The organism is Ferrimonas marina (assembly GCF_900129905.1).
GTDB classification, from domain to species: domain Bacteria; phylum Pseudomonadota; class Gammaproteobacteria; order Enterobacterales; family Shewanellaceae; genus Ferrimonas; species Ferrimonas marina.
The window spans coordinates 83,845-108,617 of the sequence record NZ_FQXG01000002.1; the positions used below are offsets into that span (position 1 = coordinate 83,845).

General features: G+C 62.1%; 30 protein-coding genes. 9 read left to right on the forward strand and 21 right to left on the reverse strand.

Annotated features, from left to right (window positions below):
* Positions 1-7 precede the first annotated feature (7 nt).
* From uvrY to BUC04_RS04100, 13 genes are all read right to left on the reverse strand, one after another.
* Positions 8-649 (reverse strand): UvrY/SirA/GacA family response regulator transcription factor, encoded by a 642-nt coding sequence (uvrY, locus tag BUC04_RS04040; RefSeq protein WP_067657899.1) that lies wholly within the window; start codon positions 647-649, stop codon positions 8-10.
* Positions 650-1,030: 381 nt separating this feature from the next.
* Entirely contained in the window at positions 1,031-2,059 is a 1,029-nt protein-coding gene (locus tag BUC04_RS04045) for a hypothetical protein (protein ID WP_067657897.1), read from the reverse strand.
* Positions 2,060-2,069: 10 nt separating this feature from the next.
* Positions 2,070-2,984: a flagellar hook-associated protein FlgL gene (flgL, locus tag BUC04_RS04050; protein WP_067657895.1), complete on the reverse strand. Its 915-nt coding sequence runs from the start codon at positions 2,982-2,984 to the stop codon at positions 2,070-2,072.
* Positions 2,985-2,997: 13 nt separating this feature from the next.
* Positions 2,998-4,377 carry a flagellar hook-associated protein FlgK gene (gene flgK / locus BUC04_RS04055; protein WP_067657892.1) on the reverse strand — a complete coding sequence of 460 codons (1,380 nt, stop codon included), beginning with the start codon at positions 4,375-4,377 and terminating at the stop codon, positions 2,998-3,000.
* Positions 4,377-4,823, reverse strand: a complete 447-nt coding sequence (locus BUC04_RS04060) for a rod-binding protein (protein WP_234977335.1) — start codon at positions 4,821-4,823, stop codon at positions 4,377-4,379. Before BUC04_RS04060 ends, flgK begins: the two co-directional genes overlap by 1 nt.
* Entirely contained in the window at positions 4,823-5,920 is a 1,098-nt protein-coding gene (locus BUC04_RS04065; protein ID WP_067657889.1) for a flagellar basal body P-ring protein FlgI, read from the reverse strand. Before BUC04_RS04065 ends, BUC04_RS04060 begins: the two co-directional genes overlap by 1 nt.
* Before the next feature lie 9 nt (positions 5,921-5,929).
* Positions 5,930-6,598: a flagellar basal body L-ring protein FlgH gene (gene flgH / locus BUC04_RS04070; RefSeq protein ID WP_067657887.1), complete on the reverse strand. Its 669-nt coding sequence runs from the start codon at positions 6,596-6,598 to the stop codon at positions 5,930-5,932.
* A 10-nt stretch (positions 6,599-6,608) separates the two neighbouring features.
* Positions 6,609-7,394, reverse strand: a complete 786-nt coding sequence (flgG, locus tag BUC04_RS04075) for a flagellar basal-body rod protein FlgG (protein ID WP_067657884.1) — start codon at positions 7,392-7,394, stop codon at positions 6,609-6,611.
* Between the two features lie 30 nt (positions 7,395-7,424).
* Positions 7,425-8,153: a flagellar basal-body rod protein FlgF gene (gene flgF / locus BUC04_RS04080; RefSeq protein ID WP_067657881.1), complete on the reverse strand. Its 729-nt coding sequence runs from the start codon at positions 8,151-8,153 to the stop codon at positions 7,425-7,427.
* Between the two features lie 14 nt (positions 8,154-8,167).
* Positions 8,168-9,400, reverse strand: coding sequence for a flagellar hook protein FlgE (flgE, locus tag BUC04_RS04085; RefSeq protein WP_067657878.1), 1,233 nt, complete (start codon positions 9,398-9,400; stop codon positions 8,168-8,170).
* A gap of 21 nt (positions 9,401-9,421) precedes the next feature.
* Complete coding sequence (locus BUC04_RS04090; RefSeq protein ID WP_234977337.1) at positions 9,422-10,153, reverse strand: flagellar hook capping FlgD N-terminal domain-containing protein; 732 nt, start codon at positions 10,151-10,153, stop codon at positions 9,422-9,424.
* Positions 10,153-10,569, reverse strand: a complete 417-nt coding sequence (flgC, locus tag BUC04_RS04095) for a flagellar basal body rod protein FlgC (RefSeq protein ID WP_067657875.1) — start codon at positions 10,567-10,569, stop codon at positions 10,153-10,155. Before flgC ends, BUC04_RS04090 begins: the two co-directional genes overlap by 1 nt.
* A gap of 2 nt (positions 10,570-10,571) precedes the next feature.
* A complete protein-coding gene (locus BUC04_RS04100) occupies positions 10,572-10,922 on the reverse strand; it encodes a flagellar basal body rod protein FlgB (RefSeq protein WP_067657872.1) in 351 nt (116 codons plus the stop codon).
* Positions 10,923-11,024: 102 nt separating this feature from the next.
* Between BUC04_RS04100 and flgA the strand changes: the two genes are divergently transcribed.
* The 3 genes from flgA to BUC04_RS04115 all read left to right on the forward strand — a co-directional run bounded on the left by flgA (position 11,025) and on the right by BUC04_RS04115 (position 12,561).
* Positions 11,025-11,750, forward strand: a complete 726-nt coding sequence (flgA, locus tag BUC04_RS04105) for a flagellar basal body P-ring formation chaperone FlgA (protein ID WP_067657870.1) — start codon at positions 11,025-11,027, stop codon at positions 11,748-11,750.
* Positions 11,751-11,843: 93 nt separating this feature from the next.
* Positions 11,844-12,119, forward strand: a complete 276-nt coding sequence (gene flgM / locus BUC04_RS04110) for a flagellar biosynthesis anti-sigma factor FlgM (RefSeq protein WP_067657867.1) — start codon at positions 11,844-11,846, stop codon at positions 12,117-12,119.
* A 1-nt stretch (position 12,120) separates the two neighbouring features.
* Positions 12,121-12,561: a flagellar protein FlgN gene (locus tag BUC04_RS04115; protein ID WP_067657864.1), complete on the forward strand. Its 441-nt coding sequence runs from the start codon at positions 12,121-12,123 to the stop codon at positions 12,559-12,561.
* Positions 12,562-12,591: 30 nt separating this feature from the next.
* On the opposite strand, the gene BUC04_RS04120 is transcribed toward BUC04_RS04115, so the two are convergent.
* The 8 genes from BUC04_RS04120 to BUC04_RS04155 are packed head-to-tail and all read right to left on the reverse strand — an operon-like array spanning position 12,592 to position 20,155.
* Positions 12,592-13,008 (reverse strand): flagellar export protein FliJ, encoded by a 417-nt coding sequence (locus tag BUC04_RS04120; protein ID WP_067657861.1) that lies wholly within the window; start codon positions 13,006-13,008, stop codon positions 12,592-12,594.
* Entirely contained in the window at positions 13,001-14,314 is a 1,314-nt protein-coding gene (locus tag BUC04_RS04125; protein ID WP_067657858.1) for a FliI/YscN family ATPase, read from the reverse strand. Before BUC04_RS04125 ends, BUC04_RS04120 begins: the two co-directional genes overlap by 8 nt.
* Positions 14,298-15,017: a flagellar assembly protein FliH gene (gene fliH / locus BUC04_RS04130; protein WP_234977339.1), complete on the reverse strand. Its 720-nt coding sequence runs from the start codon at positions 15,015-15,017 to the stop codon at positions 14,298-14,300. The genes BUC04_RS04125 and fliH overlap by 17 nt, the downstream gene beginning before the upstream one ends.
* On the reverse strand, positions 15,017-16,036 hold the full coding sequence (locus tag BUC04_RS04135; protein ID WP_067657852.1) for a FliG C-terminal domain-containing protein: 1,020 nt from the start codon (positions 16,034-16,036) through the stop codon (positions 15,017-15,019). Before BUC04_RS04135 ends, fliH begins: the two co-directional genes overlap by 1 nt.
* Positions 16,023-17,636 carry a flagellar basal-body MS-ring/collar protein FliF gene (gene fliF, locus BUC04_RS04140; RefSeq protein ID WP_067657849.1) on the reverse strand — a complete coding sequence of 538 codons (1,614 nt, stop codon included), beginning with the start codon at positions 17,634-17,636 and terminating at the stop codon, positions 16,023-16,025. The genes BUC04_RS04135 and fliF overlap by 14 nt, the downstream gene beginning before the upstream one ends.
* A gap of 13 nt (positions 17,637-17,649) precedes the next feature.
* Positions 17,650-17,997 carry a flagellar hook-basal body complex protein FliE gene (gene fliE / locus BUC04_RS04145; protein WP_067657846.1) on the reverse strand — a complete coding sequence of 116 codons (348 nt, stop codon included), beginning with the start codon at positions 17,995-17,997 and terminating at the stop codon, positions 17,650-17,652.
* A gap of 18 nt (positions 17,998-18,015) precedes the next feature.
* The gene (locus BUC04_RS04150) at positions 18,016-19,323 is read right to left on the reverse strand and encodes a sigma-54 dependent transcriptional regulator (RefSeq protein WP_067657843.1); all 1,308 of its coding nucleotides are present in this window, start codon (positions 19,321-19,323) and stop codon (positions 18,016-18,018) included.
* Positions 19,310-20,155 (reverse strand): MotY family protein, encoded by an 846-nt coding sequence (locus BUC04_RS04155; protein ID WP_067657838.1) that lies wholly within the window; start codon positions 20,153-20,155, stop codon positions 19,310-19,312. Before BUC04_RS04155 ends, BUC04_RS04150 begins: the two co-directional genes overlap by 14 nt.
* A gap of 453 nt (positions 20,156-20,608) precedes the next feature.
* Here BUC04_RS04155 and BUC04_RS04160 point away from each other — a divergent pair, with 453 nt between their 5' ends.
* The 6 genes from BUC04_RS04160 to flhB are packed head-to-tail and all read left to right on the forward strand — an operon-like array spanning position 20,609 to position 24,770.
* Positions 20,609-21,490 carry a FliM/FliN family flagellar motor switch protein gene (locus BUC04_RS04160; protein WP_082766600.1) on the forward strand — a complete coding sequence of 294 codons (882 nt, stop codon included), beginning with the start codon at positions 20,609-20,611 and terminating at the stop codon, positions 21,488-21,490.
* A complete protein-coding gene (locus tag BUC04_RS04165; RefSeq protein WP_067657835.1) occupies positions 21,490-21,855 on the forward strand; it encodes a flagellar motor switch protein FliN in 366 nt (121 codons plus the stop codon). The genes BUC04_RS04160 and BUC04_RS04165 overlap by 1 nt, the downstream gene beginning before the upstream one ends.
* A gap of 4 nt (positions 21,856-21,859) precedes the next feature.
* Positions 21,860-22,591: a flagellar type III secretion system pore protein FliP gene (gene fliP / locus BUC04_RS04170; protein WP_067657833.1), complete on the forward strand. Its 732-nt coding sequence runs from the start codon at positions 21,860-21,862 to the stop codon at positions 22,589-22,591.
* A 2-nt stretch (positions 22,592-22,593) separates the two neighbouring features.
* Positions 22,594-22,863 (forward strand): flagellar biosynthetic protein FliQ, encoded by a 270-nt coding sequence (locus BUC04_RS04175; RefSeq protein ID WP_067657831.1) that lies wholly within the window; start codon positions 22,594-22,596, stop codon positions 22,861-22,863.
* A 3-nt stretch (positions 22,864-22,866) separates the two neighbouring features.
* Positions 22,867-23,646 carry a flagellar biosynthetic protein FliR gene (fliR, locus tag BUC04_RS04180; RefSeq protein ID WP_067657828.1) on the forward strand — a complete coding sequence of 260 codons (780 nt, stop codon included), beginning with the start codon at positions 22,867-22,869 and terminating at the stop codon, positions 23,644-23,646.
* Complete coding sequence (gene flhB, locus BUC04_RS04185; protein WP_067657825.1) at positions 23,643-24,770, forward strand: flagellar biosynthesis protein FlhB; 1,128 nt, start codon at positions 23,643-23,645, stop codon at positions 24,768-24,770. Before fliR ends, flhB begins: the two co-directional genes overlap by 4 nt.
* The last annotated feature ends 3 nt before the right edge of the window (positions 24,771-24,773 follow it).

The following is a 24,773-nucleotide window of genomic DNA, read 5'->3' on the forward strand; positions in this document are numbered from 1 at the left end:
ACGCAGTTTAGATCTTGGCTGCGTCTAACATACCATAGCGGATGGCCAATCGAGTGAGTTCCACGTCACCGCTGATCTTGAGCTTTTCAAACAGGCGGTAGCGATAAGCATTGACCGTTTTCGGGCTGATGTTCAGCTGCTCGGCGATGTCGGACACCTTCTGGCCGTTGGTCACCATCATGGTGATCTGCAGCTCGCGGTCGGACAGGTCGTCAAACGGATTCTTTTCCGGGTTGAAGGGGCGCAGCGCCATCTGCTGGGCAATCACCGGATCAATGTAACGCTGGCCTGAGGCCACTGCACGGATCGCCTGCACCATGTTGGCCGGCGGCGCATTCTTGGTGAGGAAACCGGCGGCACCGGCGGACATCACCCGGGAAGGGATCGGCTCCTCGGTGTGCACCGTCAGGATGATCACCTTGGCGTCCGGATTGAAGTGCAGGATCTTTCGGGTGGCCTCGAGCCCACCGATCCCCGGCATGCTCATGTCCATCACCACCACGTCCACCAAGTTCTTGCGACACCAACTAACCGCTTGATCGCCATCCTCAGCTTCACCGACAACCTTAATCCCTCGCTCATCCTCCAGGATCCGACGGATCCCGGTGCGAACCAGCGCATGGTCATCGACCAAAAACACATTGATCACTCTTTGCACTCTCCAAAACTAGAGGTTAACCCAAACCTCTTTTTTGTCAGGTCGATAATACCCTGCCTGAACAGGGGATCAATAAGACATGTGTCGTAATCCCGGTTATCGGCTAATACATGTGGCATAACGTGATCGCATTTGCAGCATAGGTGCCTGTTTCCATAACCAATCACAGCATTCTTGATGGCTTGAACCGGCTCACAAAACCGATTACGCCAATGCCCCATTTCACTCCGAAAGACGGCAAAAACTGAATAAATATGTCGGGAACAAATCAATGGCAGGGACGCGTATTTCCCTCACTGAAATTAGGAGTTTGCCAATTAAAGATAAAAAAAAGCGGCCCGAAGGCCGCATCTCAGTTGGGAGTTGGGTTAGCTAGCCACGCAGCAGGTCAGTGACCTGGGTGCGGGACAGGTTAGCCTGAGCCAGCAGGGAGCTGACCTGGGCTCGAAACGGCGCCTGGTTCATCGCCTGCTGCAGTTGCTGGCTGGCCTCAGCCACCTGTTGGGCACTGGCCTGGCTATTGCGATTGACCTTGGCCAGTCGACTGGCGACATTGTGTTGCACCGACTCCAGCTGGGCCAGCTGAGCATCCACCTTATCCAGGGTTTTGCGTAGCTTGGCCTGGCTTTGTCGTAGCTGGGCCTGGTTGTCGAACTGCCACTCACGGGGGTCCTGCCAGGGCATCGCCTCCTCGGTCTTGATGGCAATCGCCTGACCGGCCGGCAGTCGGGCCCCCTGCCCGCTCATCCACAAGCCACCATCGAGCAGCTGGGCTTGCTGCTCGTTGAGCATCAGCATCACCTGACCGTCCTGGCCAAGACGCGCGCCCAAACCGATGCCCGAAAGGCCATCGTTGAGGATCTGTGCCAGCTTGGCCCGGTCGACCCCGGCGGGTAGCTCCAGCTGGGTCTTTTCCTTACCCAGTTGCAGCGACACCTGCTCGGCCTGCTCTTTGGTGGCGGCCAGGTCAACCCCTTTGAGCTGGAACTGACGGGGTGCCTGAGCGTTGGGGCGGGTCACCAGGTTCATCTGCCGGTCCAGCAGCGGTTGGCCCCGGTAACTGGCGTTCTGCTCGACGACACGGTCACGCTTAGCGGCCATGCTCTGGGGGTTGCCGTTGCCACGGCGCAGGGCGGTGTTGACCTCCCGCTGCAGGCTCTCCAGTTGCCCCTTGGCCTGACGCAGCGCCTGGGCACCGGTCTGGGCAGCGGCGACCTGGTGCTGGCCCTGGCCTACCTGGGCCCAGCGACGGTAGCTTTCCAGCCGCCACTGGGGCAGTGCAACGCCCTTCCCTTTGCCCTTCTTGCTGGCGGCCAACGCCCCCTGGCCCTGGCTGGGCGCCGTGGGCTGGGAGGTGTTGCGTTGCTGTATCGATAAGGGATCGGAAACCGCGGCGACCATCAGGCTCTCCTCAGATGTGGTTAAACAGGCTCATCTGATTGATCTGAGCGTAGCTTTGCTGAGTGGCTTGGAGCGCCAGCAGATAGGTGGTGAGCTCCAAACTGGCCTCGGCGTAGTCCAGATCCTCTACCAAACCGATCAGCTCCTGGTTGAACAGGCCAACATCTTGGTGGGCTGTTTCCATCAGATCCATGGCGTTTTGACGGCCACCGATGTCGGTCATCAGCCCGCCGATGGAGGCCATGGTCTGATCGATGCTGTCCAGGGTCTCATCAAACAGGGCGTGGAAGGCCGGATCGTTCGGGTCCAGGGTCGGATCCTCCAGCATGGTGATCCACTCCTCCATCTTGTTAAAGATGTCGGCTGCGCCGCTGAAGAAGATCTGGTTGGCGGTGTCGTTGCCCTGAACGTAGTTGCCGTCCCCTACCGGGATATCACGGATGCCATCATCGCCCTGGTAGACGTAGTTTCCGTTGGCGTCGATGCCGATCGGCGGGGTGTCTACCTCGTGACCGGCGTAGATGTACTTACCCTGTTCGTCCTTGGCGTTGGCGTAATCCACCAGGGAGTCACGCAGCACCCGCAGCTCGGCGGCGATGCCGGCACGCTCTTCCGGGCCATTGCTGCCGTTGAACGCCTGCAGGGTCAGGTCGCGCATCCGGTACATGACGTTGTTCATGTTATCCAGGTTGGACTCTGAGCGGGCCAGGCTCATCCGCAGGCTGCTGATGTTGTCGATGTACTGGCTCAGGGAGGCCTGCTCGCGCTTCAGACTCAGGGTCTGTACCGCACCGAGCGGGTCATCCGAGGCGACGTTGATGCGCTTACCGGTGGACATCTGCTGCAGCACCTTGCCGTAGTTGGTGGCATTTTGCTGCATGCTGATCATGTTGGTTCGGTGCATCTGTTGACTGCTTACACGCATGATTTTTCTCCGATTACCACATGGTCAAGGCGGTGGTGAACAACTGGTCTGCCAGGGAGATCACCTTGGCATTGGCCTGGTACTGCTGCTGGTAAACGATCAGGCTAACCGCCTCTTCGTCCAGGTTAACGGCGCTGACGCTGTCACGCTCGTTGAGGGAGCGGATCAGCTCGCCGGTGGCGGTCTCCGCCTCCATCTGTGCCTGACGGCTCTCGATGCCCAGCTGACCCAGCTTACTGGCGTAGGCCTCGTTGAGGGTGGCGTCAGAACCCAGGCTGGCGAACGGCAGCTTCTTGTTCTGTAGTTCGATCAGCTCCAACAGGTTGGAGTTGTCGCCGGGGGCACCGTTCTTACCAAAGGCCAGCATGTCGGCGGTAAAGCCGTCGGTCACCTTGAGGGTGGCTGCCGGGTTATCCGGGTCATAGGTGAACAGGTCCAGCGCCGGAGCGTTACCGTTCAGATCGGTACCTCCAGCCAACACGGCGTTGAACTCGTCCGCCAGGTGCACGGCCAGCTCATCCAGGAAGTCCTTGCTGTCCTGCCAGCTGTTGTCGCGGTAGTCGAACAGTGCGCCCAGCTTACCGCCGGTGCTGGCACCGTCGAGCTGGTAGTCGGTGTTGCCAACGCTCAGGCTCAGGGTGGAGAACTGGGGGTTGTTCGGATCCGGGGTCAGCTTGAACTCACCGGCGCTGTTACCCAGTACCAGTGGTTGGCCCATCGGCAGGGTGACGTTGATGGTGCCATCGCTGTTCTCGGTAGTACGGATATCCACCATCTCGGCCAGTTCACCCACTGCCAGGTCACGGGCGTCCAGCAGCGCCGGCGGGATATCGCCGGTAGCGCTGTGACGCTGGATCTCAGCGTTGAGGTTGGCGATGTTCTCCATCCGCGTGTTGATCTCGGAAACCGAGGCATCCAGCTGGGATTCGATCTGCTTCAGCTGGCTGTCCAGGCCCTGGCTCAGGGTGGAGAAGCGGCTGGTCAGCGCCCGGGTCTCGTTCAGCACCGCCTGACGGGTGGCGATGTCATTGGGGCTCTCGGTGGCTGCGTTCAGCGCCGCGTAGAGGCTGTCCAGACCCGCAGAGATGTTGGCGCCTTCGCTGCCAAACAGCTCCTCGGTCTTACCCAGGTAGGTGGCCTTGGTGCTGGAGAAACCCGCCTGGGTGGTGCTGCTCCACACCGCCGCGGTCAGGTATTGGTCGGAAACCCGGCGAACGCCATCGACGTTAACCCCGGTACCGGCGCCGTAGAAGCCACCGGGGCGGGCGCTCAGCATGATCTGCTGGCGGCTGTAGCCCGGGGTGGCGGCGTTGGCGATGTTGTTGGAAGCCACATTCAGCGCCATCTGCGAGGCGTGGATCCCCGACAGGCCGGTATGTAGAAACGAACTCATTAGGACTCCTTAACGGGCAAAGGCACAACCAGTGCCGGCTGCATTGCCCGGCTGTTCGCCAGTGCATCTTGAGACTGGCGGATGTCGGTATCTGTAGCTTGAAGGGCGACCGCAGCGCTGTCGGGCTTTAACCCTTCACCGCCCAACTGGCGCACCATCACATCGGCCAGACCCACGCCCTGCTTGCGACTGAGGGCCTGGGCCAGCTCAGCGTCGTAGAAGTCGTGGAACACGCCACGCTTCTCGCTCAGAGCACCATCTTCATCTTTCAGCGCGTCGGTGGCGCTGCGCATCTGCTTTAGCACGGTCTGCAGGAACTGGGCCTCAAACTGTTGTGCCACTTCGCGCAGGGCACCCTCTTCGCCGTGTTGAGCGCGGATGTCCGCCGCGCTCTGGGTTTGACTGGCCAGGTAACCGGCCGCTTGGGTCTGTTTCATCGCATCCATCAGATCACCACCAGTTCCGCTTCCAGCGCGCCGGCTTCGTCCAGCGCCTGCAGGATTGCCATCAGATCGGTCGGGGCCGCGCCCAGGCTGTTCACCGCCCGGACGATCTCGTCCAGGGTGGTGCCTTCCGGCCAGATGAACATCCCGGCATCGCCCATGTCGATGTCCACCGCCGAGTCCTGGATCACCTGGGTGTTACCACCGGACAGGGCGCCTGGCTGGCTCACCATCTGTTGCTCGGTGATGGTCACCGTCAGGTTGCCGTGACTGACCGCCGCCTGCTGAACCCGCACCTCACGACCGATCACCACGGTGCCGGTGCGGCTGTTGAACACCACCCGGGGACGCTGACGCCCCAGTTCAATGGGCAGCTCCTCCAGCATCGACATAAAGGTCACCCGCTGACGGGGTTCGATAGGCGCCTGCACCATTACCTTGGCGTGGTCCTGGGCCCGGGCCACGTCGGGGCCGAAGATCTCATTGATGGTCAGCTCGATGTTACGGGCGGTCTGGAAGCTGGGCAGGCGCAGGTTGAGCACCACGTCCGGGGTGTCATTGAAGTTGGAGGGGATCTCCGCCTCCATGATCGCTCCAGAGGGGATCAGCCCCACCGTGGGTGTGTTAATGGTCACTGACGTGCCATTACGCCCCTCGGCGGAGATCCCGCCCACCACCAGGTTGCCCTGGGCCACGGCATAGACCTCGCCGTCGATGCCGTGCAACGGCGTCATCAGCAGGGTGCCGCCGCGCAGGCTTTTGGCATCGCCGATGGAGGAGACGGTGACATTGAGGGTCTGACCCGGGCTGGCCAGCGGCGAAACGGTGGCATGTACTGCCACCGCGGCAACGTTTTTCAGCTTGGGATCAGTCCGGTCATCCAGTTGGACACCAAACTGCTTGAGCATGTTGACCACCGACTGACTGGTGAAACGCACCTGAGTCTTGTCACCGGTGCCGTCCAGGCCAACCACCAGGCCGTAGCCCACCAGTTGGTTCTCCCGAACACCCTGGACATCAACGATGTCCATCAGTAGCCGCTCCGAGGCGGCTTGCGCGAATACCGGCAACAGGGCCAGTGCAATCAGAAACTTGCGCATGAATACCCCTTAGAACGGGAAGACTGGATCGTTGAAGAAGCGGGTACCCCAACCCGGCGCATTGACGTCGGCCAGGGTGCCCCGGCCGCCGTAGCTGATGCGCGCGTCGGCGATGCGCTGAGAGGAGATGCGGTTTTGCTGGTCGATATCCTCGGTGCGAACCAGACCCACCAGGCGGATGAACTCATCCCCCTGGTTCAGTCGCAGCCACTTCTCGCCGCGGATGATCAACACCCCATTGGGCAAGACATCCGCCACGGTCACGGTGATGGCACCGGAAAGCTGGTTCTGCTGAGACGAGGAACCGTTACCGGAAAAATCCCTTCCGCCCCCCAGACCAAAGGCACCGGAGCCGGAGCTGTTACCACCAAAGGAGTAGGAGCCGGAGGCGTCCATGTTGCTGTCCTTGGAGGTGGAGGTGCCCGCCTTCTTACTGGCCTGAGTCTTCTCGTCCAGCTCCACGGTGAGGATGTCACCGATACGGTAAGCTCGACGATCCTGGTACAGCGCCATGGTGTAGCCGCGGCGGTAGAGGCTGCCGGCCTTGGCGGTCGGCAGCACCATCTCCAGCGCTGGCGGCGCGTACTCCGGCGCGTTGGGCGCCTGCTGTTCCGGGATGTAGGGTGTGGCACAACCGGTAAGCAGCAGTGCCAGCAGCAAAGACCAGACTCTCAGCACGTTAGGCTCCTTACAACACCTGGTTGAGGTACTTGAGCATGTCGTCGGAGGAGGACACCACCTTGGCGTTCATCTCGTAGGCACGCTGGGTGGAGATCATCTCGACCATCTCCTCAACCACGTTGACGTTGGAGCCCTCCAGCACGCCCTGGCGGATGGTGCCCAGGGCTGCATCGCCCGGGATCCCCTCCAGCGCAGCGCCGGAGCCGGCGGTCTCGCGGTATAGGTTGTTGCCCATCGCTTCTAGACCCGCCGGGTTGGTGAAGTTCACCAGGGTGATCTGACCCAGCTCCTGCGGCTCGGCGTCACCGGCCATCTGGGCGCTGACGATACCGTCGGTACCGATGGTGACAGTCAGCGCTTCTTCCGGGATCTCGATGGCAGGCACCATCGGCATGCCCTCGGAGGTGACCATCAGGCCATCGGCATTGCGGTAGAACTGGCCGTCACGGGTGTAGGCAAAGTCGCCATTGGCCTGCTCCACCTGGAAGAAACCGTTACCCAGGATCGCCATATCCAGCGGCTGGTCGGTGGTCACCAGTTCGCCCACGGAGAACACCTTCTGGGTGCCGGCAACGTTCACACCGGTGCCCAGCTGCAGGCCGGAGGGCAGTTCGTTCTGCTGGTCCGCCATGGCACCGGGCTGACGGTGCGTCTGGTAGAACAGATCGTTGAAGTTTACCCGGTCGCGCTTGAAGCCGGTGGTGTTCACGTTCGCCAGGTTGTTGGCGATGGTGGTCATCTTGGTGTCCTGGGCGGACAGACCGGTTTTACTGATCCACAAAGCAGATTGCATCTTCTTATCCTTTTAATCGGGCCAGGGCCCTTAGCTACCGCGAACCAGGCGGTTACCCGCCTGGGCCAGGGTCTCGGCGTTCTTCATCAGCTTGACCTGAACCTCGAACTGGCGGCCCAGGTTCATGGAGGCCAGCAGCTCCTCGATGGCGTGCACGTTGCTGCCCTCAAGATGGCCATTGGTGACCTGGACCTCTTCGTCCTGGGGGGCCACCAGGCCATCGTCGAAGCGCATCAGGCCATCGGTGGCCTTGGTCATCAACGCCGCATCCGGGTTGACCAGTTTCAGCCGCCCTACCTCGTCAATCAGGCCGCCGTCCGCCGGCAGCACACTGACGGTGCCGTCGTTGCCGATATCCAGCTCACGGTATTCCGGCAGCTGGATGGGGCCATCGACCCCCACCACCGGACGACCGTCCAGTTGCAGCTCACCCTCGGCATTGAGGGTAAAGCCGCCGGCGCGGGTGTAGGCCTCGCCATCCTCGGTCTGAACCGCGAACCAGCCCTCGCCCTGGATGGCGATGTCCAGGTCACGACCGGTGGCCATCATGGCGCCGGCGCGCTGTAGGGTACCGGCGCTCTGGGTCTGGGCCAGCACTCGGGTACCATGGCCGGCGCCCTGCAGCTGGTGCTGTTGCACCCGCTCCAGATCGGCGCGGAAGCCGGCGGTGTTGGCGTTGGCCAGGTTGTTGGCACGGATCGCCTGGGCTTCCAGGGTCCGGGTAGCGCCACTGACGGCGGTGTAGAGCAGCTTATCCATGGGTCAACGCTCCGTTAGATCGCCTGGAACAACGCCTGGGTCAGCTGGTTCTGGGTGCTGATCACCTTGGAGTTGGACTGGTAGTTGCGCTGGGCGGTCATCAGGTTGACCAGCTCACCGGTCAGGTCGACGTTGGAGCCCTCAATGCCACCGGAGTAGAGGCTACCCAGGGTGCCGGTACCCGCCGCACCCATCACCGGCTGGCCGGAGCTGAAGGTAGCGGTCCAGGCGGTGTTGTTGGTCTGTTGCAGGCCGTTGGGGTTGGGGAAGTTGGCCATCACAACCTGGCCCTGCAGTTGGTCCTGACCGTTGGTGTAGACGCCGTAGACCATGCCGTTGTCATCAACGCGGATACCGGAAAGCTCACCGGCGGTGTAGCCATCCTGGGTCATGGAGGCGACAGCAAACTCGGAACCGAACTGGGTGGCGTTGCTCATGTCCAGGTCCATCGCCAGGTTGGCGGCGCCATTGAAGATGGAGTTGCCATCGGCATCGGTCAGGGTGTTGGGGATGTCGAAAGACGGGTTGCCGCCGGAGGTCATGCTGCCGTTGGAGTCAAAGGTGATGGTGTGGCCGGCACCGCCGTTGACGTAAGGAGAGATATCCACACCGTCCAGCTCGTACTTCACCTCCCAGGTGTTGTCGGCGGTCTTGATGTAGTACTGGGTCAGGTTGTGCTCGTTACCCAGGGAGTCGTACACCTTGGTGGAGTTCAGCGCGTGGTAGCTTTCCGGATCGGTCGGATCGAAGTCTGCTGCAATCAGGTCTTCGTTGCGGGAGTCCAGGTTCAGGCCCATGCGGATGTTCTCGGTGGCACTGGCCGGCAGCGCGCCGTTATCGATGCGCAGGCCGCCGGTGGAGCCGGTCAGCAGTTGGCCGTTGGCCCCCACCGGGTAGCCCTGCAGCACACCGCCGTAGGCATCAACGATGTAGCCGTCCTTGTCCATCTGGAACATGCCGGCACGGCTGTAGCTCATGGAGCCGCCATTTTCAGTCACGAAGAAACCGTTGCCGGAGATCGCCATGTCCAACTGACGACCGGTGTACATGATGTCACCCTCGGCGTCGAAGTTCTGGGACACGTTGGCCATGGTCACACCGCCCGGTTGGCCGCCGGCGTAAACCGCGGAGAACTCACTGCGCGCACCACGGAAACCCGGGGTGGAGACGTTGGCGATGTTGTGGGAGATGGTGTTCAGATCCTGGCTGGTAGTGCGCAGGCCGCTCAGAGCAATATTAAAAGACATTGTGATGGTTCCTTATCGGCCTTAAGCCATTTCTCGAATATCAAACAGGGACACTGCGCCGATGCCGTTATCAAGCTCCAGCATCATGTAGCCGGTGGTGGAGGCGATGTGGACGCGCTCAACCGTGGCGGCCACCAGCACGGTGGCATCGGTGGACTCACCTTCGGCGGTACTCTTGGCGTTGAGCTCATACTCGCCCGGGGGCAGGCCCAGCTCTTCCGGGTCCAGCTCCCAATCGATGGCGCCAGCGGATTGCTGACCCAGGTCGATGGTCGCCACCACGTCACCAGCTTCGTCGGTAACCTCCAGCAGCAGGGTCTCTACCGCATGGTCCAGCTCGATCTGACCGCTAACGGCGTCTTCACCAATGGTGATGCTGTCCGCCGGGGCCATCACGGTGCGGCCCAGCATGTTGGTGGTGCCCAGCACCTGCAGGTTCTCCGCCAGGATTGCCATGTTCTGTTGGCCCATGCGCAGGTGCTCCAGACTCTCCACCTGGGAGAACTGGGCCAACTGGGTCACGTACTCGGCGCCGTCCATCGGGTTGAGCGGATCCTGGTTCTGGATCTGCGCCACCATCAGGGTCAAAAACTCGTTACGCAAGCCAGCGGCACTGTTGGGGTCCTGCCAGCCACCACCGGGTTCACCGCTGCTGGTGGTTGCCGGATCCGCGCTGTTAGTGGCCGGGGTCGGCTGGGCTGCCGCGGCGGCGCTGGGCAACTCCTGGGAGTTGTACTGTCCAATCTGCATCATCACATGCCTCCCAGTTTCAGCAGGTTCTGTTGCATGGAGCTGACCCGCGCCATGACGTCGGTGGAGGTCTCGAAGGCACGGGTGGCGGCCATCATGTCCGCCATCTCCTGCACGCTGTTGACGTTTGAGTAGAAGACGTAGCCGGTGTCATCCGCCATCGGATGGTCCGGCTCGTAGCGCTTTTCCAGCGCCGCATCGGATTGCACCACACCCGCCATGTTGACGTTGGCACTGACACCGCCGGTCTGAGTCTGCTGGTAGATGGTCTGGAACACCGGTTTGAGCGCGCGGTAGGCGGTCTCTTCGCTGCTGGCCGCCGCGTCGACGTTGGCCAGGTTAGAAGCCACGGTGTTCAACCGCTGGCTCTGGGCGTTCATCGCCGAACCGGCGATGGTGTAGATCTCACTGAAAGACATGGTTAACGACCCTCAATGGCCTTTTGCAGGCCTTGGATTTTCATGTTCAGAAACGTCAGGCTGGTTTGGAAGTCCATGGCGTTCTGGGAGAACCGCGCCTGCTCCTGACCCAGCTCGACGGTGTTACCGTCGGCAGAGGGCTGGTGGGGCACCCGGTAGGCCAGCTGGTAATCGCGGTTGACGCCCATGGCCGGGTCCAACTGCTGCATCAACTGGGAGAAATCCAGATCACGGGCCTTATACCCTGGGGTTTCCGCGTTGGCTAAATTGCCGGACAATACCCGGGCACGCTCGACCCGGAAATCCAGCGTGTTAGCATGAACGCCCAGAGCGGCATCCAGATTGATCGCCATGTCGACTCCTTTTGATTCAGTTCTGTCTTAAGGCTGAACCCTATAAACAAGAGTCGTGCCACTTTTTTAAAATGAATAAAAACAAATACTTAGGTGACGTCCGTGGGCATTAAGGGAAGGGCCATTTCCGCTTTTTTCGCCGCCACCTTCCTGCTGCTTCCCCTGCAGGGACAAGCGGAAACCGAGGGCGCTAAAGCGCAGATTGAGCAGGCGATGATGGCCCAGCTCAAACAGGAACTGGCTACCTGGCAGCGCCGCAGTGGCGCCGAACTGATGGACGAAGGGATCAGCCTTCGATTACCCAGTTCGGTGGCGCAGTTGGCCCCCTGCCCTACCCCATTGGAGGTGGAGGCCGGTCGCAACGCACCGCTGGGCCACCAACAGCGCCAGATCCGCTGCGAGGCAGAGGGCTGGCGCCTGTTTGTCCGGGCCCGGGTGGAAGCCAAGGTAACGGTGCCGGTAACGGTACGCCGGCTCGGTCGGGGCCACCGCATTGAGCGGACTGATCTGGTGATGGAGCCCCGGGTGTTGGGGCTGTCGGATCAGGACCTGGTGTTTGCCCAGAGCGATCTGGTAGGCCAGAGCGTGCGGCGCTCGCTGCGGCCCGGCCAGCCGGTACGGCTCAGTCAGATCAGCCCCCCCTACCTGGTGGCCATGGGCGATGAGGTGGTGATCCAGGCCGGCACCGAGGGCTTTGCCGCCACCATGACCGGCACCGCGCTGGACAACGGCAGCGAAGGCCAGGCGGTACGGGTACGCAATAACAGCAGCGGCCAGGTGATCACCGCCTACCCGGTGCGCAAGGGCGTGGTGGCGACCCGTTATTGAAAATTATTTTTGACCTGCGTTTAAGAATTGACGGCGCACAGTCGCTTTTTTGACAGCGTAACCAAGAACGCTTTGAATTAATGGATGTAAACTATGGAAATCAACAAGTTATCATCAAACTTCCCGGTTGATTTGAAATCCGCAAGCCAACCGGCAAGCGCTAAGCCGGCCCCGGCCAGCCAAAAACCGGCCAATAAAGAAGCGATCAGCGAAGACTGGCAGCTGCTGGATCAGGCCAATCGTGAACTGGCGGAAATGGCCGATGTTGATCTGGAAAAGGTCAACGCCCTGCGCACTCAGCTGAAGAACGGCACCTTTGATCTGGACCTGTCCGATCTGGCCGGCAGCATGATGGAGCAACACGGCTAATATGGTCAGCAAACGGGAACGGCTGCAGATCCTGGTGCGTGAGATCCGCCAGGACATCGAGGACTACAAGCAACTGCGCAGCCTACTGCGTCATCAGCGTGAGTTGCTGCAGCGCCGCGACAGCCAGGCGCTGGAGCAACACAACCCGCGCCAAAACGCCTTGTGTCAAACCCTGGCTCGCCGCGCCAAGCGTCGTGGTGAGATCCTGGAGAGCCTGGGCGTGTCAGCCGACAACGGTGGTATGGATCGACTGATCAAGGCCCTGGCGGCACAAAGCCAGAAGCCGCTGCTGGCGCTGTGGCAGCAACTGGGCAGCCTGGTGAAGGAGTGTCAGTTGGAGAATGAGGTCAATGGTAAGCTGTTGGCCAACCAGAAGGCGTTATTGGACCGGGTCCTTAACGTCGAGCAAGCCAATCAACTGGACTACGGTCAGCCGGCGTAAGTCGGCGCCGTTGCTAAAGACGAGGCCGGGTTAGCGACTGCGAACCCGGCGCTGTGCAAACTCGTCCATCTGCTTCTGTTCCCGCCTCTGTGCCCGCTGCTGTTCGCTGCGGGCATTTTCTTGTTCCAGCCACACCAAGCCCTGACGACGGCCTAACTGCTTCTGCCACTGGCCATCGATCTGGCTGAGATCCTGCTGTGCTACTGCCTGCTGGCGCAGGCACTGCTCCACCATCGGCCGTAACTGCTGATTCATCTGGCTACGGTTGCTCATCAGCAGCGCACTGGCGTGATTGCCACTGCCGCTGTACTCCTCGATCAGCCCCTCCAACTGGGCCTGGCGCTGGGTCAGGTTGGCCAAGCGCTGTTGTCGCGCCTGGCGCTGTTTGCCCAAATCGAGCAGCCGCTTCTCCTGCTGCTCACGCAGCAGGACGATGGGATCAGCCATGGTTAAATCCTTCTACCAAATGGTGCAATTGCGCCAGGCTGTCCTGACGGGATTGGCCCTCATCCATGCCCTGGGACAGGAAGGCCTTGATCTGGGGCTGTACCTGAACCGCCAGGTCCAGCTGTTGGTCTTGCCCAGGCTGGTAACCGCCCAGAGGGATCAATGCCTTCACCTCGTTGTAGCGGGCATTGAGCTGGCGTACCTGCTGCATCGCCTGCAGCGTTTCCGGCTCGCTCAACTGGGCCGCCAGGCGGGAGGCCGAGGCATTAACATCGATGGCGGGGTACTGGCCCTGTTCGGCCAGCTCCCGGGTCAGCACGATATGACCATCGAGGATGGCCCGGGCGGCGTCCGCCACCGGGTCGTTCTGGTCGTCCCCCTCCACCAATACGGTATAGAGGGCGGTCAGGCTGCCGCGGGTAGACTCGCCGTTGCCGGCCAGCTCCACCAGGGAAGGCAATTGGGTAAAGGCGGAAGGCGGGTAGCCCTTGGTGGCGGGCGGTTCACCCAGACTCAGGGCAATCTCACGTTGGGCCTGGGCATAGCGGGTCAGGGAGTCGACCAGCAGCAGTACGTTGTGGCCCTGGTCGCGGTAGCCAGCGGCGATGCGGTGACACAGGCGCATCGCCCGCAACCGCATCAGCGCAGTGGCATCGGCCGGCGCCACTACCACTACGGCCCGTTGACGGCCCGCCTCACCGAGGGAGTGCTCGATGAACTCACGGACCTCACGGCCCCGCTCACCCACCAGCCCCACCACCACGATGTCAGCCTCGGTAAAGCGGGTCATCATCCCCAACAGCACCGATTTACCCACACCGGAGCCAGCAAACAGGCCCAGGCGTTGGCCCCGGCCGACGGGCAGCATGGAATTGATGGCACGCACGCCCACATCCAGGGGCTGGTCGATGGGCCGGCGCAGCAGCGGGTTAGGGGCTGTGATCCGCTCGCGGCACTGACGTACGCCGGTGAGCGGGCCCTTACCATCCAGCGGCTCGCCGCAACCATCCACGACCCGGCCCAGCAGGCCGGGGCCCACCGGTGCCGGAGAGACGCCGGAGAGGGGGCGCACCCGGGCACCAGGCACCAGGCCGTCGGTGGCGGTGATCGGCATCAGGCAGAGCAGATCCCGATCGAAGCCGACCACCTCCGCTTCCACCATGCTGCCATCCTGGCGCTCGACCAGGCAGCGTTCACCGGTGCCCAGTTCACAGCCAACCGCTTCCAGCAACAGACCATTGACTCGCACCAGGCGGCCGTAGATCTGGGCCACCGGCACAGAGAGCCAATCAGCGTTGCTCACCATCGGACTCCATGCTGTCGAGGCGCTTGCGCACCTGCTCCATGCAGGCATCGAGGCGGGACTCTACCGAGGCATCGGCGTCCAGGTTATCGGACACCACGCGGCAGCCACCGGGGCTGATGCTGGGATCCGGCACCAGGGTCCACTGCTTAGCACGCTCCGGCGCCAGCTCGCGGATCCGCTCACAGGCGCTGGGCTCCAGGTGGATCTTCAGGTCATCCTGGCCATCCGGCAGGGCCTGCAGGGTCTCCTCCACCAGGTTGAGCACCTGTTGCGGCTGCAAGGTCAGCTCACAGCGGATCACCTGCTGGGCGACCCGCTGGACCAACTCCAGGATCAGCTCCTGCTGCTGGCGAACCTGGCTCTGGTAGCCCTCCTCCAGCAGCTCTTTCATTGCGGCCAGCGGCACGATGGCGCTTTGCAGCTCCTCACGGGCCTGCCCCTGACCGGCTTCTAAACCTTCCTGGCGACCGTTGGCAAAGCCCTGTTGGTGGCCGGACTCTTCGCCCTGGCGCTGACCATCGGCAAAGCCCGCTTCGTGGCCCTGCTGCAGGCCTTCCTGGTAACCTTTGTCAAAGCCCTCCTGGTAGCCCTGCCAGTTGTCGCCTTCGCCACTTTCGGTTGCCAGCCCCTCCTGGGGCAGCGGGGTGAAACGGTATAGCCGGGCACGACTGCCATCCAGTCGCCAGCGTTTGTCTTGCGCCATCATTCCACCACTTGCTCTTCGTACAGTTGCAGCTCGAACTCACCCGCTTCCATCATCTGGCGGGCAATCTGCATCACCTCGGTTCGGGCCGACTCAGCGCGGGACAGGGGCACCTGCCCCAGGGCCATCACCTGGGTCTCCAGGGATTGCGCCATACGCTTGGGCAGCGCCTCCATCAGCTTGCGCTTAAGCTCCAGGTCAACACCTTTCAGTGCCAGTGCCAGGGTCTCTTGCGGCACTTCCTGCAGCAGCGACTGCAGCACCTCGTCGCTTTGACGACCGAGGATGATGAAGTCGAACATGTTCAGCTCCACCTCGGCCGCCAGGCGGTCGTCATGCAGCTTCAACATCTCCATCAGCTGACCACGGTCACCCTCGAAACGGTTGAGGATCCCGGCCACCTGGGACACCCCGGTCACCCGGGTGTGGGAGCGTTCGTTGGCCACCAGCAGGCAGCGATCCACCAGCTGTTTCAGCTCTTCGATCACGCCGCGGTCCAGCTCGCTGAGCTGGGCGATGCGCACCAGCAGTTCGTCGTGGCTGGCCACCGGCAGGCGCTGCAGTACCTGGGAGGCCGCTTCCGGCGGCAGCAGACCCAGCAGCACAGCCTGCAGCTGGGGATGCTCCGGCGCAATCTGACGAGCCAGCAGCTGCGGCTCGACCCACTCCAGGCGCTGCACCAGGGTCTTGACCTCGTCGCCGTAGATGGAGTCCAGCAGGCCCTTGGCCAGCTGGTCGCCCAGGGCACTGTCCAGGGTGCGCTGCAGGTAACTGCGGCTGGCGCGGGCGATGCCCGCCTGGCTGCGGTAGTCCTCAAACAGGCGCTGCAGCACCAGCTCGGCGTCCTCCTGCTTGACGTTGGACAGACGCGCCATCACCTGGCTGACGTGCTGCACGTGCTGGCTGTTCATATGGGCCAGCACCTTGGCCGCCCCTTCGGAGCCCATGCTGACCAGCAGCATGGCCGACTGCTCTAGGCCGCTGAGATCGGACATCTTGGCTAACTCATTCGCGCTCATTGTTGCTCATCCATTGGGTCAGTACCTCGGCGACACGCGCCGGTTCTTCGTTGGCCAGCAGGCTCAGGTGCTCAAGCTGGACAGACAGGGCGGAGCCCGGCGGCGGCAGCTCCGGCAGATCGCTCTTGATCGGCTCCATCATCGGCAGGTTGGCCGCTTGCTCGGCTTCCTCCAGCGCCTTCTCCGCCTCAACGGTGCGGGTCAGGTGTTTCACCAGCGGGCGCAGCACGAACAGCATCAGGCCCAGGGCCAGCAGGGTGCCAATGATGTAACGCAGGTAGACCTGGTACTCCTGGCTCTGCCACCACGGCAGCGGCTCCATCTCCGGCATCAACTGGGTAGCAAACGGGAACTGGGTCAGCGACAGGGTGTCACCTCGGGCCATATCCAGGCCGATGGCGTCGGTTACCATCTGCTCCAGCTGGGCGTTCTGGGCAGCATCAAAGGCCACCACTTCGCTGTTGAGCAGCACCGAGACCGACAGGCGCTCCAGTTGCGCTTGCTGGAAGCGGGTGTGGCGTACCGCGCGGCTGGTGTCGAACTGACGATCCGCCTGGTTGGAGATGTTGCGGCTGTTGCCCGGCTCGGCCTCTTCGTTGTCGGTGGCCGGCGGTTGGTTGGCCAGCGCACCGGGGATACCGATGGCCAGATCCGCGTTGCGATCCTCGGTGCGGGTGGACTCGCGCAGCACCACGGTGGACTCCGGATCCACCTGTTCGCGGGTCTCCTCCACCTGGTCAAAATTCATTCTTGCGGCGATCTGCACCCGGTAGTTGCCGTAGCCCAACACCGGCAGCAGCATCTCGTTGACCCGCTGGGTCAGGGTCTGCTCCAGCTGGCTGGTGTAACCCAGTTGACGATCGGAGGCGCGGCTCATGTCCTGGGCCAACTCCAGATCGGCCGTGAGCAGGCGACCGGACTGGTCCACCACCGACACACCGGTAGGGCTCATGCCGCTGACGGCACCGGACACCAGGTTAACAATGGACTCCACCTGGTCCGGCTTGAGGTTGGCGCCGGCGTAGAGCTCCAGCATCACGGACGCACTGGGCTTCTCCGGTTGCTGGCGGATAAACAGGGTCCGCTTGGGGATGGCCAGGTGCACCCGGGCACTGCGCACCGCCTTCATCGCCATGATGGTGCGCGACAGCTCACCCTCCAGGCCATGACGGTAACGGGCCTCTTCCAGGAACTGGCTGCTGCCCAGGGCACCGGCCTTGTCCAGCAGTTCCATCCCTTCCGGCATCTTGGCGCGGATGCCACGGCCGGCCAGGATCATCCGGGCACGGCCCAGCTGATCTTCCAGCACCAGGATCTGGCCGGTGTCGGCCTGCATCCGGTAGGCGATCTTCTCGGACTCCAGCACCTCGATCACCTCGGCGCTATCGAAGCCCTCCTGGATGCCATACAACGGGCGGTATCCGCGGCTGGCGGTCCACAGCATCAGCACAATCACGGTGGCCACCACGGTGGCCATCACCGCGATCAGCAGCACCTGGCGGTCACTGCGGCTGGCGCTTTGCCAGCGTCCGACCACGGCTTTCATTTGGTTGAGGATACCCCCCTGAGGGGCTATCGGCTCGGCGGTTGCGGTTGTCATGCTTTAACTGTCCTTACAACGGCATCTTCATCACGTCGTCAAACGCGGCGACAAGCTTGTTGCGCACCTGAACCAGGGCACTGAAACTGAGGCTGGCTTTCTGTGAGGCCACCATGGCCCCCACCAGATCCTCGCTACGACCCAGGTCCACGTCGGTCCGGATCTGGTCGGCGTGGATCTGGTCGGCATTGATGGCGTTCACCTTCTGATTCATCAGTTGGCTGAACTTGGGCGCGGAGACCCCGGCAAAGGGTTGATCCAGCCCATTGGGGCGAATGGTGATGGCCCCTTGGGCCAACTCTTTATTGAGCTGGAGCTTCTCCAGCATGCTGTGTTGACTCAAGGCGATAGAGGAAGACATCAAGTTCTCCGGTTCAGCTTATGCGGCGTGCGTCGCGGCCAGCGCGGCATCGACATCGATACCGGCTTCACGCATCTGCGCCATCTTGTAACGTAGGGAGCGGGTGGTCATGCTCAGGGCTTCCGCGGTCTTGCTGCGGTTGCCGCCATGACGGCGCAGGGTATCCAGCACGTACTGGAACTCGGCTTGGCGCTTGGAGGCCTTCAGCCCGCTTTCACTCTCCACCGGCATCACGGCGACGCTGGCACAACTGGCCTGGGGCAGCCCCAGATCCGCCAGTTGCAGGGTTTGACCACGGCGCAGCACCAGGGCGCGCTGCACGGTGTTTTCCAGTTCACGCACGTTGCCGGGCCAATCGTGGGCCATCAGCGCCATGCGGGCGGGTTCACTGAAATGACAACCATCCGGGCCGGTCAGCTCTTTGAAGCGGGTGAGGAAGAACTCCGCCAGGGGCAGAATATCTTCACGCCGCTCGCGCAGCGGCAGCAGCTTCAGCGGCAGCACGTCCAGACGGTAAAACAGGTCTTCACGGAAGCGGCCCTCGGCGACGGCCTTGGCCAAATCCTGATTAGTGGCGGCGATCACCCGGATATCCAGGGGGATGGTCTTGTGGCTGCCCAGCCGCTCCACCGAACGCTCCTGCAGCACCCGCAGCAGCTTGGCCTGCAGCATCAGCGGCATCTCGGCGATCTCATCCAGCAGCAAAGTGCCGCCGTTGGCGGCCTCAAAGGTGCCGGCCTTATCGGCGTGGGCGCCGGTGAAGGCACCTTTGACGTGGCCAAACAGCAGAGACTCAAGCATGGATTCGGGGATGGCGGCGCAGTTAACGGCGATGAAGGGGCCACCACTGCGGGGGGATTGGCGATGGATAAAGCGGGAGACCTGCTCCTTGCCGGTACCGGACTCACCGGTGAGCAGCACCGAGGCATCGGTCTGGGCGGCGCGCTGGGCCAGCATCAGGGTCTGGCGAGATTTGGCGGACACCGCCACCATGGCGTTCTGATCCTGCTCAAGGCTCACCAGCCGCTTCAGCAGGTTGACCAGCTGGTCACCGTCCAGCGGCAGCAGCAGGTAGTCCTGGGCGCCGAGCTCCATCGCGGCGCTGGCGATCTCGGACTGCTCCGGCTCGACCAGGGCGATGCGGTGGCGGCACTGGCACGCGGCCAGACGCTGGGCAATCTCACTGGCGCTGCAGTGGCTCAGGTCCACCAGACCTACCCAACCTTGGGCACTGTCGGTCAGTTGGTAGCCCTGCAGCTCCAGTTGCGACACCAACAGGGTGGGCAGCTGGCAGCATGCCAGCGAGATGGGGTTAGTGGTCGGCATGGGCACTCTCCTTGGCCAGCACCAGCCGCACTTCCACGCGGCGATTCTTGTTGCGGCCAGAGGCAGTGGCGTTGCTTACCAGCGGGTAACGCTGGCCATGGCCGCGGACCTCGATCATCGACTCCGGCACGCCCTGCTCCACCAGCATGGCGGACAGCTCATCGGCCCGCTGACGTGACAGCACCAGGTTGGCCAGGTGATCGCCAACGTTGTCGCTGTGGCCATCAATCAACACCTCCGCCACCCGGCGATCGGCATCCACGTAGGCAGCAATGGCATTGACCAGCTGCGCCTTGGTCGCCGCCGGCAGCATCTGCCCCGGGGCGTATTGGAAGGTGACATGGCGTACCACCGAATAGGGCTGCGGTACCACCTGGCCGGCACAGGCACGAAACTCCCGCAACGGGCGCTTCACCGAGACCGGCTCAATCTCCAGCTGGTAATCACGACCATCCGCCAGACTCAGGGTCATGCCGATCCCCCAGCCCTGCTCCAGGGCATCGAGGTAGCCGGTGCTACCGGCCTCCAGGCGACCGTGCTGCCCTTGCCACTGCCAGTCCCGGCTCAAGCTCTGGCCCGGCTGCTGATGCAGCCACACCGGCGAGCGCAGGTTACTGCGAGTGGCCTTGGGCTGCTCAGCGAGCCAGTCGGCCTGCAGCGTCATCACCATCGGCTGGCCCGGCTGGCGACTCATCGCCAGGGTGCCAAAACCGTCCACGGCGTGGGTCAGCTGACAACCAAAGCGATCGCCTTGGAAATGCCAGTCGACGCCATCAATGGCGGTGGCGTATTGCGCGGGAGCCCGTTCCTTGGCTACGGCACCCAGCGCCATACATCCGCAAACAACTGCAATTAACCCTTTTCTCTTTTTATTCATGGTCCGCGTTGCCTAACCTTGGCGATTGCACCCTCAAAATACGAGGATCTTTAAATTCAGGGACATAAGTTAATATCTAACGGAATCAAAAAGCAATATTGAAATCCAGTTTTTATAACTGCTATGGTATCGCCTCAAACCCAGAGCCGATGCGGGTTTGCGGGATTTTTAAGCGCCATCAAAATGACACTGACAACATTTTGTTGACACGTCAGAATCCCGACGGAGCACAGAATTTTGACGGCATATTATTTGGATTAATTCCAAGTTGTATTTTGTCTAAATAGATAATAAAACGGTCATCTGTTGCCTATATATATGCGTTCAAAAACTCAGATCGATAATTGTTTTTGAGCACGCTCACATAAAGCGACAAATAGCCAATACCCGACACATTTAGGGATGTAGATGATGAAGACCACCGCCAAAGCGATGGTGTTGCCCGCGGCCAGCAATACCGCCTACCGACCTGTTGCCCTGGTGCAAGAGCGGTTGGCCCGAAGCCGGCTGCTGATGGAGTTGGAAAAACGTCATCGTGCCGTATTGGACGCGGTGACCCAGGTGCTTGCCCCCGGTGCCGCCCTGGCCCAGTCTCCCATCCGCGATGCCCAGGTACAGCGGGACGCAGAGTCCGCCGTCCTGGACCCGGCCCTGGCCTGGTTCCAGTTGAGCCTGGAGCGTCAGCCGATGGCTTGGTGGGGGATCGATCGCTGCAGCCTGGATCAGCTGGCCAGCAGCTACTACGGTGGCAGCAGCCCGAGTCTGGTGACCCCGCTGCGCGCCCCCAGCCAGTCGGAGCTGCGCCTGATTAAGCGACTGATGATCGGCGCCCTGGACAGCCTGCGTGCCGAAGGTCTGGAGCTGGACCCCAACCAGCTGGAGCTGGAACCCATTGGCCATGATCAGCCGGTGCCGGCCCCATTGAGCTGGCAGTTCGACTGGCAGCGGGAAGAGCCGCTGCCGCCGATGCGCTGGCTGCTCAGCGACGCCGCCCTGGCCCGACTGACCATTGCCCCCAGCCGCCCTGAAGTGGCCAAGGACCTGTCTGCCCAACTCAAGCGCAAGCTGCATCAACTGCCGCTGCGCCTGTCGCTGGACCTGGCACGCCAGTCACTGCCGGCGATGGCGATCGACTCGCTGCAGCCCGGCGAGATCCTGCCGGTTAACCTGCTGCATCGCACCCCGGTGTCCGTCGGTGGACGCCCCATTTTCCACGCCAGCGTGCACACCCAACAGGGTCAGCTGGTGGCCAAGCTTACCCAAGAATTACATCAACACGAGGATTCATGATGTCCGAGGATACCCTGCTGCTCGACGACGATCTGTTGTTGGACGACGACCTGTTTGGTGGCGAAACCGAGACCGTTGCCAGCCCCGCCGAGACGCAAGCCAAGCCGGTTCGCGACATGCAGTTCTTTTCTCACCTGCCGGTGCAGGTGTCGCTGGAACTGGCCAGTGCTGAGCTGAGCCTGGGCGAGCTGATGGCCATGGGCGAAGGGGACATCGTTGCCCTGGACCGCATGGTGGGCGAACCGCTGGACCTGCGCGTCAACGGCACCCTGCTGGGCCGCGGTGAAGTGGTGGAAGTGAACGGCCGCTATGGCGTGCGTTTGCTGGAAGTGGAAGCCTCCAAGCTGAGCACCGCAGGTAACTGACGTAATGAAACACTGGTGGTGGGGGTTGTTGCTGCTCAGCCCGAGCGTGTTCGCCAACACAGATCTGACCCTGTTTACCCTGAGTGACGGTGAGGCCAGCCAGGACTTGAGCGTGAAGCTGGAGATCCTGGCGCTGATGACGGCGCTCTCCCTGCTGCCGGCCATGCTGCTGATGATGACCAGCTTTACCCGCATCATCATCGTCTTGGCGGTGCTGCGACAGGCACTGGGTCTGCAGCAAAGTCCCCCCAACAAGTTGTTGGTGGGGATAGCCCTGACCCTCACCCTGTTCATCATGCGCCCGGTGTGGCAAGAGATCACCACCAGTGCCTATATCCCCTACGACGCCGGCGAGATCGATCTGCGTGAAGCGGTCGCCATCGCCGAGGTGCCGCTGCGGGAGTTTATGCTGGGACAGACCCGGGAGACCGATCTGGAGAAGATGCTCAAGATCGCCGGCGAGCCCATCGACACCCCGCTGGCGGAGATCGACTTCACCATCCTGATGCCCGCCTTTGTGCTCAGTGAGCTCAAGACCGCGTTCCAGATAGGCTTCTTGCTGTTCCTGCCCTTCCTGGTGATCGATCTGGTGGTGGCTTCAGTGCTGATGTCCATGGGTATGATGATGCTCTCCCCCTTGATCATCTCCCTGCCCTTTAAGCTGATGGTGTTTGTCCTGGTGGACGGCTGGGCCATGACCGTCGGTACCCTCTCCAACAGTTTCGGGATGGGCTAGCGATGGAACCCAGTCAAATTACCACCATCTTTGCCGATGCCATCTTCCTGGTGGTGTCTGCGGTGGGCGTGCTGATCCTGCCGGGCATGGCCATCGGCCTGGTGATCGCCGTATTCCAGGCCGCCACCTCGGTCAATGAACAGACCCTTTCTTTTCTGCCCAAGCTGATCATCACCCTGCTGATGGTGGTGTTTGCCGGCAACTGGTTGCTGATCAAGCTGGGTGATCTGTTCGCCCGGCTGTTTCACGACATCCCCCTGCTCATCGGTTAAGCCATGCTGGAGCTGACCGCACTGCAGATCCATAGCCTGATCGGCCAGTTCTGGTGGCCGTTCTGTCGCATCATGGGCGCCTTTACCCTGATGCCGATGTTCTCCAACGGCCATGTGCCGGTGCAGGTACGGGTGCTGCTGGCGCTGTGCATCGCCATCCTGGCCGGGCCGCTGCTGCCGGCTCCGCCGCCGGTGGATCCCCTCTCTGTCGCCGCCGCCCTGCTCAGTGCCGAGCAGCTGGCCATCGGTGCGCTGATGGGGCTGATCCTCTCCATCCTGATCCATGTGCTCAGCCTGCTAGGTCAGATGCTGTCGATGCAGATGGGTCTGGCGATGTCGGTGATGAACGATCCCGCCAACGGGGTGAACCACGCTCTGCTCGGCCAGTTGATGGTGATGTACGGCACCTTGCTGTTCCTCGCCCTGGATGGCCACCTGGTCTCCCTGGCGATCCTGATCGACAGCTTCTACCTGTGGCCAGTGGGCAATGGGGTACTCGATCTGCCGCTGATGATGGTGGTGATGAAGTTCGGCTGGACCTTTGCCATGGCCTTGATGATGGCCATTCCGGCGGTGATGGCGATGCTGATGGTGAACATCACCTTCGGTGTGCTCAACAAGGCCGCCCCCAGCCTTAACGTTTACTCCCTTGGCTTCCCATTGGCGATGCTGCTGGGCCTGTTCAGTATCCTGATCTCCTTCTCCGGTTTGCCGGATCGCTACAGTGAGATCTGCATCGACGCGCTGTCGGCGATGCACCAGTTTGTCGGAGGGCAGCCATGAGCCAGCAGCCCGCCGGAGATAAGACAGAAAAGGCGACACCCCAGCAACTTAAAAAGGCCCGCGAAAAGGGCCAGGTACCCCGATCGAAAGACCTGGCCACCGCCGCCCTGTTCATCGGCGCCAGCCTGATGATGCTGGCCAGTGCCGACTGGTTCGCCCGCCACGCCGCCGAGGTGATGCGCTTCAACATGGAGGTCAGCTACGACGACCTGATGCGCGACGACGTGATGATGTCGCACCTGGGCGCAAGCCTGCTCCATCTGATGAGCATGGTGGGCCCGCTGTTCCTGCTGCTGGCGGTACTGGCGATGGTGTCCGGCTCTATGCCCGGCGGCTTCAACTTTGCGGTCGACAGCATCAAGTTTAAGGGCAGCCGCATCAGTCCATTGCAGGGCTTCAAGCGGATGTTCTCTTTGAAGTCGCTGGTGGAGCTGGTCAAATCCATTCTCAAGATCTCGCTGCTGCTGGGCACCCTGTACTGGCTGCTGCGCGGTCGCCTGGCCGGCTTGCTTGGCCTCTACCAGCTGCCGATGGACCAGGCCATCGCCGAAGGGGTGAGCTTCCTCGCCTCCGGCGTGCTGGCACTGGGGGTGATGCTGCTGTTCATCGCCCTGATTGACGTGCCCTGGCAGATGTTCGACCACCAGAAGCAGCTGAAGATGACCCGCCAGCAGGTCAAGGACGAGCACAAGCAGATGGAGGGTAAGCCCGAAGTCAAAGCGCGCATCCGCCAGATCCAGCAAAAGATGGCACGCTCCCGGGCCGACACCGCGGTGCCCAAGGCCGACGTGGTGCTGATCAACCCCAGTCACTTTTCCGTCGCGCTGCAGTACGACCCGCAGCGGGCCGACGCCCCCTTTGTCATCGCCAAGGGCGAAGATGAGCTGGCGCTGCACATCCGCCAGCTGGCCAAGACCCACGGGGTCGAGGTGGTCTCCTCGCCGCCGCTGGCCCGGGCGGTGTACTACTCCACCCAGGTGGAGCAACAGATCCCCCAGGCGCTGTTTGTCGCTGTGGCACAGGTGCTGTCCTACGTGCTGCAGCTGAAGGCCTACCGCCAGGGCAAACAGGCCAAGCCTGACGCCCTGCCCAGTTTCCATATTCCCAAGTCGTTGCGACATTAACCC